Here is a 12,847-nt window from a genome sequence, read left to right on the forward strand (position 1 = left end):
TTCCTGAACATGCTGGCTTATAAGGCAGATCTATATGGCAAAGAATTTCTAACAATTGATCCTAAGTACACCACCCAAAGATGCCATCAATGTGGCAGTATTATGGGGCAAAACGGTTATAAGAAATTAACCCTTAAGGATCGGGAATGGACTTGTCCAATCTGTCGAACGCACCATATTCGTGATTGGAATGCGGCCGTGAACATCTTAGAAAAAGGATTAGGCAAGTGGCAGAATCCTAAAATAAAAAAAGCAGCCTAAGCTAGGCTGCAGTCCGCTAGCAATTCGCGGACTTAAAAGGCTTTGGTAAATAGACGACCTCTATCGGCAATAGTCAAAAGACTATTGCTGGTAAGTCAAGTCCGTATCTAAGCAAGTTGGTGTTCTGGTTAGCGTAAGCTAACGAGCCACTAAGCCCTAGACTTCAGTCTAGGGTAGTTGACTCAAAGAGTTAAAGAAGGAAAATTAGCAGTTAAGCCTGGTGCTGAAAAACTGCTTAGCTTTTTACAAGAAAAAGAAATCAAATCTTACATTACCTCTTCTTCAGATATTGAAAAGATTAATTTTAATCTTAGTCATAATGATTTACGTCAGTATTTTGCAGGGATTGTTACCGGTGAAGATGTAAAAAATAATAAACCAGCCCCAGATATTTATTTGCATGCGTTAAATGTCGCAAAAGTAGATAAAAATGAAGCAGTAATTTTTGAAGATGCACCTAATGGGGTAGAGTCAGGATTAAATGCAGGGATTGATGTGGTACTTGTGCCAGATCAAGTAATGCCGTCAGAAGAAATGATCAAGAAAGTAACCGTAGTTAAATCACTTGCAGATGCAGTTCCATTATTTGAGTAAAAAATAAGAGCTTGAGAATAATCTCAAGCTCTTATTGCTTTTAATATTTGATTATTAGTCAAGCAAGTCGTACTTCAAAGTCATTAAACCATGACCTTCATCAACCATTTGACCCAAAAGTTCAACAGTATTGTTGTAAACAATGTCAGACATCTTTTGGTTAGCTGCAATTAACTTATCTTGCAAATCCTTACCTGAAATATCCTTAACTGCCTTGTCAGTTTCATGTTGAATCTTGTGGCATTGTGCCAAACTCTTTTGTTCAAAGGCATCTTCAAGTTCGCCATAGACACGGTAGTTAGTATCACCAAGTTGAGCAGTTAACTTGTTTAACCAGAAGATCTTGTTCAAGTTAAACTTAGGAGTTGTTTGCCAAGCTTCTGGAGTAGTTGTGACATTAGTGTAGAATGGCACCATTGAGTTGAAGGTGTTTGGACCAAAGGCTAACCATTGAACACCAGCGATTTCTGCAGGTACGTCATTTCTAATTTGTAAAATGTGAGTTTCAAAGTTTCTGTTGATACCGATTGGACGGAAAGTCTTCTTTTGTTCAGGAGTACCTTGGTCACCGTATGCATCATAAGGAGTATCTTGGTAGTGTGAACTTTCAGCCCACTTAATATCTTCGATTGAGATTAAACGGTTAGCGTGGCAGATGAAAGGTTGATCTTGATCTGCTGGGGTACCGCCAAAGTCTGGATCGAAGTAGTTGTGAATGTACCAAGCACGTGGATTGTTGTAGTGAGCGTCTTTGATAGTTGAAGAACCAAAGATATGACGCATGTTGTAACCTTCACGGTCTGGGTTTAAATGATATTCATCGATTAAATCTTTTAAGTCACTTGCGGCAGCGAAATTTTCAGTATCATCAAAATCAAAGTTATCGATGTTTAAACGGTTTGGTGCGATAACGTAAGCATCGTCAGGGATGCGGCGTGCAATCCAGTGATGACCACCAATGGTTTCAAGGTACCAAATATTGTCCTTGTCTGAGAAAGCCATACCATTCATTTCGTAGGTACCGTATTTTTCAACAAGGTAACCAACACGCTTAACACCATCGAAAGCGGAGTGAAGATATGGAAGAGTTAAAGTAACAAAGTCTTCTTCACCTAAACCGCCTTCTGATGGGTCAAGAAGTGGGTCAACGCCTTGGATGCGTGAGTTAGTAGTGATAGTTTCAGTAGCAGTCATCGCAATGTTTTCTGCGTTGATACCAGCTGCACCCCAAATACCATTTTTGCCTGAAACATCGGGTGCAGAAGTGTAACGAAGAGGAGTTTCAGCTAAATCTTCGTCATCGATCTTTTGCTTGCTGATAACGCTAGTGTAGTGCTTAGGTTGGTCTTCTGGGTTAACTGCCTTGAAGCCTTCAGGGATAATGGTACGACCACCGTCTTCACTACGAGCGATCATGGTTGAGCCGTCAATAGTTGCTTTTTTACCTACTAAGATAGTAGTACATTCTGTTTGTTTCATTGGATCATTCCTTTACTGTTTTAATAAGTTATACACTTATATTGTATGCAAAGAAGCGTGAGTTAGGCAAAGAATATAGTTAATTTCCACGAAATACGTTGGGACTAACTCCGCTATAACGTTTAAATGCTTTGGAAAAAGTGAATTCATCACCATAGCCCACTTTATGGGCAATCTCTTTTAAGTTGGAAGTAGTATTTTGCAGTTCTTTTTTGGCGGCTTCCATACGAAGTTGCATCAGATATTTTTGCGGTGAGATTTTGGTGTTTTTTCTAAATAAAGAATATAAAAAACTGCGTGAGACACCTAACCTGTTGCAAAGCTCCACGATATTGCAACTGGGATCAGTATAATTTTGTTGCAGATAATTAATAGCGATTTGATATTGATCATTTTTAGGTGTTTTGCGGACTGGTGGATGGTTAGGAAAGTCTTTTACTAGATGATAAAAAAGTTGATAGGTTAAAGCTGAAATTTGTAAATTGTTTAATAAGGTCTTTTTCTTTGTCAAACATTGATAAAGGTCATTTAGGGTTTGATAAAAGGCAGTTTTTTGAATTTGACGCAAGAAATTTTTATTAGGTAAATTTGATGCCTTGATGCTTTCATTAACGCCGTAGCCGGCTAAGCCAATCCAGAAGTATTCCCAGGGTTCATCATGGTCAGCTTGGAAAGAACAAGTTTGATTGCGCGGGACGTAAAAAAGATCGCCAGCTTTTAATTTGACTGCGTGGTGTCTACTAGAAGTAAAGCTGCCAGTTCCACTAATAATGTAATAAAAGATATCGTTCTTACGAAGATTGTCACCTTGAAAGAATTCATCAGGCTGACATTTTTGCCGGCCGTAAAACATGATGTAGCTTTCAAGGTTTTGAATGTTTAAGTTAGGCATGGATTCCCTCACTTTAAAAAAATTACGTTACTTCTATTATAAAAGAGATTTTGCTTAAAAGGTGAAGAATAAGAAACGACCACATTAAGTGGCCGCTTTTGAATATTTATAGAGAATTGTGATATATAGAATTATGAAATGAAAAGGCTTTTTACTTATAGGCACCACTTCTTCCGTTGAATAAAAGATTAAGCAGAGTTGCACAGATGCTAGCAACAACGATACCGTTGCCTAAGAACAATTGAATGGTTTGGGGAAGGGGTTGGAAGATTTGCGGATAGACGGTTACGCCTAGTCCCATACCAATTGAAATAGCTACAATTAGAATATTGCGGTTGTTCTCAAAATCAACTTTGGTTAACATTTTGATTCCTTGCACGGCAATCATTGTGAACATGACCAACATGGCTCCGCCTAAAACTGAGTCAGGAATGATGGTAACTAGAGCACCGATTTTAGGAAGTAAGCCCATGGCCATTAATAAGCCAGCAGCCCAGTAAATCGGACGCTTGGTCTTAATGCCGGATAATTGAAGCAAGCCGACATTTTGAGAAAAAGTGGTGTAAGGGAAGGTGTTGAAAAGCCCACCGAAGATTTGTGCTAATCCTTCTGCACGATAACCTTTTTTGAGATCTTCTTCGGTAATATCTTGATGAAGTAGGTCGCCAATGGCAAAGAAGACGCCAGTGGATTCGACCAAGGAAACTAAGGCAATGATGATCATGGTCAAACAAGACGACCATTCGAATTCTGGCACCCCGAAGTAGAAAAATTGAGGCAAATGGAACCAAGAAGCTTCGGCAACTGGCTTTAATGAAACAAGCCCCATGCAGCTAGCGATTAGAGTACCAACAATTAATCCAATTAAAACGGAAATGGAACGTAAGAATCCTTTAGTCCAGACTTCGATGGCAATGATGATGAGGATGGTAATAAAGGCAGCGATTAAATTTTTCGCATCACCGAAGTCTTTGGCTTGTGCGTTTCCGCCGCCCATATTTTGGAAAGCGACCGGAATTAAAGTTAGCCCAATTACTGTAATTAAGGTCCCAGTAACTACTGGCGGGAAGAGTTTTTTGATTTTTGAAAACCAGCCAGCAATTAGAAAGACGAAGATTCCAGCAACGATAATGGCACCATACATCGTGTTAATTGAAAACTTCTGCCCGATCATTTCTAAGGGAGCTACCGCTTGAATTGCACAGCCCAAAACGACTGGCAAGCCAATGCCGAAATATTTATTACGGAATAGTTGAATTAAAGTGGCTAAACCACACATGAAGATATCAATCGAAACTAGGTAAGTCATCTGTGTGCTATTGAAGTGTAGTGCCGTACCAATTAAAAGAGGAACGGCAACTGCACCGGAGTACATTGCCAGCAAATGTTGCAAACCTAGGACAGCAGCTTTTTTGTGACTAACTTCTTTTTGTGCCATTTTTAATTATTCTTCTCCCTCGAAGTGTACTTGATCATTTTCAAAGCTATCGATTTTTGCTAGGGCTTCAAAGCGTAAGCCTTCGTTTTCTACCCATTCGCTTCCGCCTTGGAAGGTTTTTGCAACAACAGCGCCAACGCCAACAATGTTACAGCCGGCTTGCTTGGCGATGTTAACCATGCCTTTGACTGCTTCACCGTGGGCAACGAAGTCATCGATGATTAAGATATGTTCGCCTGGGTGCAAAAATTTTTCTTCAACGCAGATCTTATTGTTGACCTTCTTGGTGTAAGAAAAGACGTCAGCCCAATAAACTGCATCATTCAAAGTAGATGGCTTTTTCTTTCGGGCAAAGATCATTGGCACGTGCAGTTGATAGGCTGCCATTACGCCAGGGGCAATTCCAGATGCTTCACAAGTTAAGACCTTATCGACTTTTTCATCTTTAAAAAGGCGGGCAAATTCTTCACCAACATGCATCATTAGTTGCGGATCAACTTGGTGATTCAAAAATGAATTAATTTTAAGCACATTTCCGGGTAAAACTTCACCATCTTGTTTAATTCGATCTACTAATTCCTTCAACATTATCCTCCTCAAGAAAGAAATAAGGACTTCCTCTACCTAGAGCAGGTAAAAGAAGTCCTTAAGATTATTCTTAACTTTCATTCACCTATAGTCCGGTATTTACGGTACCGGGTAGAGACTGTCGACCTTATTTCGACGATATATAGATATTTGTGTTGGCTTAATCTTAGCAGAATATATTGCCGAACACAAGTGGAAAATTAAGGATTAATGTTCGATTATAGTAAAAATTATTCAGCTGCGTTCCCAATCATTGGTAATGAAGCTATATCCTAGATAAAGTAAGACTGCTATTAACCAATAGAGTGTGGCGTATTTGTTCATAATCTTGCGACCAAGTTTTTTCTTAGGAATGTAATCATCTGTTTGTAATAAAATGTTGTAGCTGTCCATAATGATATTGCTTTTGACAAAGAAGAACACACCGATTGGATACAGCTTGCCGACTGACGTTCATCTTTTCAGCTAGTGCTTCTTGAAAAAGATGATTTTTCTTGCGTAATGCCGCAATTTTTTGACCTAATCTCATGATTGATCGTCCTTTCGTTTTGAAATAATTTAATTTAACGAAAATTTGCGGTTGCAGACCACCACTTTTTAATTGCATTTAGCGCAACTAGCGGTTGCAACTGCTGGTTGCTCAAGATAAAAGCCGAACAATGAATGGCTATTTTTAACTTTTTGATTGACCTTTTTAATTTTTCCTAGTAGAGTTAGTTAAAAATGCGTAATTGAAAAGAGGGAGTAAATAGTGGCTAAGAATCTAGACGATTTTGATAAAATTATTGTGCTTGACTTCGGTAGTCAATATAACCAATTAATTACCCGCCGTATTCGTGACTTCGGCATCTATTCTGAACTTTTACCACACGATCTTTCCATGGAGAAGATTAAACAGATCAATCCTAAGGGAATCATTTTCTCAGGTGGTCCTAACAGTGTTTACGATAATGGTGCATTAAAGGTTGATCCTGCAATCTTTAAGTTGGGTATTCCAATTTTGGGTATCTGTTACGGGATGCAATTAATGTCTCATGACTTAGGCGGTAAAGTTGAACAAGCTGAAAACAAGGAATATGGCCGCGCCAACATTACGGTTGAAGATCCAGACAGTATTTTGTTCAAGGGCTTGCCCTCAAAGCAATACGTTTGGATGAGTCACGGCGACTTGGTAACTCAAGCTCCAAAGGGCTTCGAAGTAACTGCCTCAAGCAAAAACTGTCCAATTGCTGCAATTGCTAATCCAGCTAAGAAATTTTATGGTATCCAATTCCACGCAGAAGTGCGCAATTCAGAATACGGTTTAGACATCTTGAAGCACTTTGCCTTTGACGTCTGTGGTGCTGAGGCTAACTGGACCATGAACGACTTCATCGACATGAAGGTTGATGAGATTCGTAAGGAAGTTGGCGACAAGAAAGTCATCTTAGGTCTTTCAGGTGGTGTAGATTCTAGCGTTACTGCTACTCTTTTACACAAAGCAATCGGCGATCAATTAACTGCAATTTTTGTTGATCACGGAATGCTGCGTAAAGACGAAGGCAATCAAGTAATGCAAGCCTTGAACAAGGATCTTGGTGTTAACATCATTCGGGTTAATGCCCAAAAGAGATTCTTAGACAAGTTGAAAGGTGTAACTGATCCTGAACAGAAGCGTAAGATTATCGGTAAGGAATTCATCGAGGTCTTTAACGAAGAAGCTAAGAAGTTAAAGGATGTAGATTTCTTAGCTCAAGGTACGCTTTATACTGATGTTATCGAGTCAGGTACCAACACTGCCCAAACGATTAAGTCCCATCACAACGTTGGTGGTCTTCCTAAGGACATGCATTTCAAGCTGATTGAACCACTGCGTAAGTTGTTCAAGGACGAAGTACGTGAACTTGGTGAAAAGCTGGGCATTCCACATGACTTGGTATGGCGTCAGCCATTCCCAGGCCCTGGTCTTGGTATTCGTGTTCTTGGTGAAGTGACTGAAGATAAGCTTAAGATTGTGCGTGATTCTGATGCGATTTTACGAGAAGAAATCAAGAAGGCAGGATTGCAAGAAAAGATCTGGCAATACTTCACTGTTCTTCCAGGTATTCGCTCCGTTGGAGTAATGGGTGATGGACGTACTTATGACTATACGATTGGTATTCGTGCCGTAACCTCAATTGATGGGATGACTGCAGATTTTGCCCAAATTCCATGGGATGTACTTGGTCACATTTCAGATAGAATCGTCAATGAAGTAGATAACGTTAACCGCGTAGTTTACGATGTGACGAGTAAGCCACCTTCAACGATTGAATGGGAATAATATAGCTATATTACTTAAAATTGGAAGGGCTATATAAAGGCATTTGTAGAAGCTATCCTACATAAAAAAATAAGCTTACAAACATGGTTGTTTGCCAATTGTTTGCCAAAGACTCTTAGTTATTGCTAAGAGTCTTTTTTGGTAAGTAAGTGTAGGTTAAAATTATTAATGTTAGTTATGTTAGAAATATGGAGAATTTAGGTGTTTAATATTAGAAATATTGCGATACCGATTAGAGTAACTGAAAATCAATATTTGAAGAGTAGTCTAAAAGATACTGTTCATTTTGGAAAGTTAATGTATTACACGAAAATTGAGGGTGAGGGTATTGGTGATGATTCTGAAGATAGGATATTTGGTAAATCAAAAAAAGATGTTACTACAATTACTATAAAAGATCCAAAGAATGGACAAGAGTGGATAATACCCAGTAAAGACATTACTCAAGATCCAAAGATTGAATTTAAATTGAACGATGAAATTAAAGAGAAAATAGGAGTAGCTTGTTTTTCACTTATAACTTTTGAAGATTTTGAATTATGCAGTACTTCTGATAATCAAAAGCATTTCAGACTTAAAGCGAAAGCTTTAGATGACATAAAAAAATACATTCAAGAAAAAGAAAAATTTACTGGCAATAAATGTAGTTTAATTGTTTATAATCCTTCAAATTTTTTAAATTCGATAAGAAATTCAGGCTATGAAGCAAATAAAATAAAATATTATGATCCATATAATTTATCAAGATTTTTTGAGATCAAAGATGGGGATGAACCGTATTATTATTTCAAGCCAGAAAGCTTTAAGTATCAAAGAGAATACAGAATAGTTAAAATAAATGAGAAAGATTTTCCAGAGAATGGGGAAAATGTAACTGTTGATGGAATAAGTAAAGATGCTACGATTATTTCTGAAAATCAAATGAATAGTATAGAAATAATGATAAATGTTAATAACTGATATTAGTATCAATTTAAGGAATAGATTATGGCAGTAATACAAAATTTAAAACAAAGCATTAATCGTAACGTCGAAGCGATAATGCCTCAAGATGACCAAAAAGAAGAATTCACAAATGCTCTTGAAGAATACTATAAAAAAATAGCAGAAAACCAAGAGCAAACGGAAGAATTTCAAAAAGGAATATTCCGTGATTTTTTAGAAAAGGTTATTCCTAACAAATTTATCAATACTAGCGAAAGAATAGATCTAGCTATTTATAATGGTGAAACCAGTAAAAGTAAAGTTGGCGTCATTGTTGAGTATAAAAGACTTCTAGGCAATGAATCGGAAATGATGAGCAAAGACCATCTGAATGTTAAAGCTTTTAGAGAATTAGTAGCTTATTATCTAAGAGAAAGAATCGTTAACGGAAATTTAGAAGTTAAGAAAGGGATTGTGACTAATGGTTATGATTTCTTTGTTATTGATTCTAACGAGTTAGAAAAATACTTTTATAAAAATAAAAAATTAGTTGATCTGTTTAATAAATTTGAAGCAAGACGACTATCTAGTACCAAAACTGACTTTTTATTTGATGAAGTTATTGCCCCCGCAATTGATAAGGCTTTAAATAAGCCAATTAAAATTGGTTATTTTGACTTGAGAGATTCTTTAAAAGCTGATTCTAATGAGTTTAAAAAGCAAGACATAACCCGTCTTTATAGATTCTTTAGTACTGAAAACCTTTTAAATGAAATGGTTTTTGCGGACTCAAATAGCTTGAATAAGAATTTTTATAATGAGCTTTTATACATTATGGGACTTCACGAAGAGAAGAAGAGTGGAAATAAGGTTATTAGTAGATTTAAAGAAGGTAAAAGACAAGATGCTTCTTTAATTGAAAATACTATTGAGCAATTAGATATAAATGATGTTCCAGAAAGTCAACAATTTGATATTGCTATGCAATTGAATGTTGTCTGGATCAATAGAATCCTATTCTTGAAACTTTTGGAATCTTCTTTAGTTAGTTTTAATCATAGTGATGATTATAAGTTCTTGAACTCTAAAAAAATCACCTCTTTTGATGATCTTAATGAACTTTTCTTCCTGGTAATGGCTAAGAAAGTCGAAGACAGAAGAGATAGAATAAAAGAAAAATTTCCATATGTTCCTTATATGAATAGTTCTCTATTTGAAAGAACAGAACTTGAATCTTCAAAAGAAGGTATAAATATTAACGGATTACGTGAAGGTGAAATAGATGTCTATTCTAAAACAAAATTAAGAGATGCTAATGGTAAGAAATTAACAGGTAAGATTCAAATTTTAGATTATCTTTTCAAGTTCTTAAATTCATATGATTTTACATCTGCAGTAGATGCCAAGAACAAGAAGAGTCAAGATCAATTAATTAATGCTTCTGTATTAGGCTTAATCTTTGAAAAGATTAATGGTTATAAAGATGGTTCATTCTTTACACCAGGCAAAATAACCATGTATATGGCTAAAAGAGCAGTTAGACAAGCTGTTCTCACTAAGATCAATGAAACTTTAAAGACTGATGCTAAGAATATAACTGAACTAGGATACATTACCAGAGATTATCATTTCTCTGTTGAAAATCGTAAGAAGATCAGTGATGCGATTGATGAATTAAAAGTTTTAGATCCCGCAGTTGGTTCAGGGCATTTCCTTGTTTCTGTGCTTAATGAATTAATTGCTATAAAAGCATCCCTTAGAGTGCTATTTGATGCTGACGGTAATTTATTAAATGATATTAGTTGTACCGTAGCTAATGATGAATTAATTATTCAAGATGAATATGGCAATAACTATTCTTATAATGCTAATAAGCCTAATTCATTAAGAGTGCAAAAAGCACTGTTCCAACAAAAAAAGACAATTATTGAAAACTGTCTTTATGGTGTGGATTTAAATCCAAACTCTGTAAATATTTGTCGTTTAAGATTATGGATTGAACTTTTAAAGAACGCATATTATTCAGAAGGTGATAATGGAGAGAGATATTTAACGACTCTTCCTAATATTGATATTAATATCAAAGTTGGGGATAGTTTGATTCATCGTTATGATCTCACTGATAAATTTGATCTCCGTAAAAAAGATTTTAAGCAATATGTTGAGTTAGTAAAACAATATAAAGATACTAGCGAGAAAGGCATTAAATCTGAAATTAATGGCCAGATTAATAGTATTAAAAGTACTTTTGTGAATAGCTGGAGATCTCCTGAAGCTGAAAAATATGATAGAGCACTTGCAGAATTAGCAGGAACTACTAACCTTTTTGATCAAAAAGTTGATAATGAGAAAATTGCGGAATTAAGACAAAAAGTTAAAGAAGCAAAAGAAAGTTTTGAAAATAGAAAGGGAGATCCACTTTATAACAATGCTCTTGAATGGCGCTTAGAATTTCCAGAAGTGTTAGATCAAGATGGTAACTTTGTCGGCTTTGATATTGTTATCGCAAATCCACCATATATTTTTGCTAGAAACCAGTCATTTGATGATAAAACGAAGCAATATTATCTTTCGCATTATGAAGTGGATGAATACCAAGCTAATACTTATACGCTGTTTATGGAATTGGGGTATAACTTATTAAAGAAAAATGGGACCTTTGCTTATATCGTGCCTAATAATATGTTGACAATTCAATCAAATCAAAAGATAAGAAATTTCCTCTTGAATAAATCAGGTAGTCTAGTAATCATTAATTCTTTAGATAAAATTTTTGCAGATGCGAATGTAGACAATTGTCTAGTATTCTTGAAGAAAGAAAAATCTGATGAAGTAACAGTGGGTGAATTGAAAAAGGGTGATTTTGAAACTGTTGGTACGGTTGATAAAGATTTCTTTGGAAAATACAATCCTATTTTTAGTATTTCAATGGTTAAATATAGGGATGCAATTGGAGCTTATTGGAAAGTAAATGATTCAAAAAATGTTTTAAATTCACCTAATATTTCTATTGTCAAGTCTGGTATAGAAGCATATGAAGTAGGAAAAGGAAAACCAAAGCAATCTAAAAAAGATAAGGATAACCGAATTTATCATTCTAAGAAAAAAGAAGATGATACTTATAGGCCATATATAGATGGAAATAATGTTAGTAGATATAAACTTTCATGGAATGGAGAATATATAAAATATGGTCAAAATTTGGCAGCTATGAGAGATCCTATTTTATTTGAAGGTGAGAGAATTTTAGTAAGACAAATTCCTTCAAAAAAAGTTTACTCAATAGAAGCTATGGTAACTAATGCGGACTTAATCAATGATAGAAATTCAATGATTATTAAGGATTTTAACAAAATTAAACCATTAGCATTACTTGGAATACTTAATTCTAAAATTGAAACTTTATGGTTTTTAATGCATTTTGATAAATTTCAACGTAGACTATTTCCACAATTCAAAGTAAATGAACTGGCTCAATTTCCTGTCCCTGATTTGAATTCAGAAGAACAAGATAAAATTGCAGATAAAGTTTCAGTAATTATGAGTAAAGCACAATCTAAACAGGATTATTCCAAAGAAAATCTTGAAGTTGATGAATTAGTAATGGAGGCGTACGGATTGACTGAGGAAGAAAAGCAAGAAGTACGTGATTTTACATTTTAAAATTAAAACCAGGTGCATTGAGTAAATCCTTAGTAGCTTTAATTCTATAAGGCATTTTGTATAAAAAATCTAGAATCACTTTGATTGATGTCAAAGCTATAAAATTAGCTTCATTAATTTGAACAGGTACCCAAGATGGGCTTGTAATATCGTAGTATTTTTCTAAAAAGAAGTTATCTATAGAGTAACCAATTATCGTATTGACTGGTTTTTCAGTTAAGATGTCATTATAAATTGGCACTTGAGCTTGTTCAATATAGTAATTGATTTTTTTGAAAAATTGGTCTTTATTTGTAAGGTTAATTTTTGAAATATCGGTTTGCTTTATTTTTTCAAAATCTAGTATTTTTTTGCAAAGTCTAATTTTGCTAAAGCAATGTCATTTAATTTGGAAAAGTTATTTATCCACTCTATATTAGCATTTAATGTATTTTGGGTATATGGCAGGGGTTCAGCTATCGCTTTGTCCATTTCGTCCAAACATTTTAGTGAATCAATAATAATTTTAAAGATATAATTAATTTCTTGTTTTATATCATTGAATAGTGTTTGATGGTATGAAAAGTAATTGTAGTTTTTTAAATAATTTATATCAAAAAAATCATCGTCATATTTTCTAGGATCTTTTCTGTTAGATGTATCTTCAAAGAATTTGAGCAAATTGCGCATTCTAATAATAGAAGGTCTCTTAACACCAGATAAATAT

General features: G+C 35.2%; 11 protein-coding genes, 2 pseudogenes and 1 riboswitch. Of the genes and pseudogenes, 5 read left to right on the plus strand and 8 right to left on the minus strand.

Annotation, left to right across the window (positions count from 1 at the left end):
* On the plus strand, nt 1-261 hold a 261-nt coding region (locus tag CP368_RS07600), incomplete at its 5' end, for a zinc ribbon domain-containing protein (RefSeq protein WP_143468311.1).
* A 177-nt stretch (nt 262-438) separates the two neighbouring features.
* The gene (locus CP368_RS07605) at nt 439-855 is read left to right on the plus strand and encodes an HAD family phosphatase (protein WP_098044328.1); all 417 of its coding nucleotides are present in this window, start codon (nt 439-441) and stop codon (nt 853-855) included.
* A gap of 54 nt (nt 856-909) precedes the next feature.
* On the opposite strand, the gene CP368_RS07610 is transcribed toward CP368_RS07605, so the two are convergent.
* The 6 genes and pseudogenes from CP368_RS07610 to CP368_RS11050 all read right to left on the minus strand — a co-directional run.
* The gene (locus tag CP368_RS07610; protein ID WP_098044327.1) at nt 910-2,334 is read right to left on the minus strand and encodes a C69 family dipeptidase; all 1,425 of its coding nucleotides are present in this window, start codon (nt 2,332-2,334) and stop codon (nt 910-912) included.
* 79 nt (nt 2,335-2,413) lie between these two features.
* Complete coding sequence (locus CP368_RS07615) at nt 2,414-3,226, minus strand: helix-turn-helix domain-containing protein (protein WP_087236430.1); 813 nt, start codon at nt 3,224-3,226, stop codon at nt 2,414-2,416.
* A gap of 151 nt (nt 3,227-3,377) precedes the next feature.
* Complete coding sequence (locus CP368_RS07620) at nt 3,378-4,664, minus strand: nucleobase:cation symporter-2 family protein (RefSeq protein ID WP_098037186.1); 1,287 nt, start codon at nt 4,662-4,664, stop codon at nt 3,378-3,380.
* Between the two features lie 6 nt (nt 4,665-4,670).
* Nucleotides 4,671-5,249 (minus strand): xanthine phosphoribosyltransferase, encoded by a 579-nt coding sequence (locus tag CP368_RS07625; RefSeq protein WP_035443516.1) that lies wholly within the window; start codon nt 5,247-5,249, stop codon nt 4,671-4,673.
* Nucleotides 5,250-5,320: 71 nt separating this feature from the next.
* Nucleotides 5,321-5,418, minus strand: a riboswitch (purine riboswitch).
* A gap of 71 nt (nt 5,419-5,489) precedes the next feature.
* Nucleotides 5,490-5,585 (minus strand): annotated as a pseudogene (locus tag CP368_RS11045) (XRE family transcriptional regulator); the annotation flags it as partial.
* Between the two features lie 97 nt (nt 5,586-5,682).
* Nucleotides 5,683-5,781 (minus strand): annotated as a pseudogene (locus tag CP368_RS11050) (helix-turn-helix domain-containing protein); the annotation flags it as partial.
* Nucleotides 5,782-6,000: 219 nt separating this feature from the next.
* On the opposite strand from CP368_RS11050, the gene guaA reads away from it, so the two are divergent.
* The 3 genes from guaA (at nt 6,001) to CP368_RS07650 (ending at nt 12,141) form a co-directional block, all read left to right on the plus strand.
* Complete coding sequence (gene guaA, locus CP368_RS07640; protein WP_199161335.1) at nt 6,001-7,554, plus strand: glutamine-hydrolyzing GMP synthase; 1,554 nt, start codon at nt 6,001-6,003, stop codon at nt 7,552-7,554.
* Between the two features lie 201 nt (nt 7,555-7,755).
* Nucleotides 7,756-8,514: a hypothetical protein gene (locus CP368_RS07645; RefSeq protein WP_098045943.1), complete on the plus strand. Its 759-nt coding sequence runs from the start codon at nt 7,756-7,758 to the stop codon at nt 8,512-8,514.
* A 27-nt stretch (nt 8,515-8,541) separates the two neighbouring features.
* Nucleotides 8,542-12,141, plus strand: coding sequence for a TaqI-like C-terminal specificity domain-containing protein (locus CP368_RS07650; RefSeq protein WP_098045944.1), 3,600 nt, complete (start codon nt 8,542-8,544; stop codon nt 12,139-12,141).
* Here the strand turns inward: CP368_RS07650 and CP368_RS07655 are convergent.
* Together CP368_RS07655 and CP368_RS07660 are read right to left on the minus strand one after the other, a co-directional pair.
* On the minus strand, nt 12,131-12,382 hold the full coding sequence (locus CP368_RS07655; RefSeq protein WP_098045945.1) for a hypothetical protein: 252 nt from the start codon (nt 12,380-12,382) through the stop codon (nt 12,131-12,133). The two genes, CP368_RS07650 and CP368_RS07655, sit on opposite strands and share 11 nt — an antisense overlap.
* 98 nt (nt 12,383-12,480) lie before the next feature.
* Nucleotides 12,481-12,847: hypothetical protein (locus CP368_RS07660; RefSeq protein ID WP_233185837.1), on the minus strand; the 367-nt coding region annotated here is incomplete at its 5' end.

Origin of the sequence: Lactobacillus sp. UMNPBX17, assembly GCF_002553735.1 — a bacterium.
Classification (GTDB): Bacteria; Bacillota; Bacilli; order Lactobacillales; family Lactobacillaceae; genus Lactobacillus; species Lactobacillus gallinarum.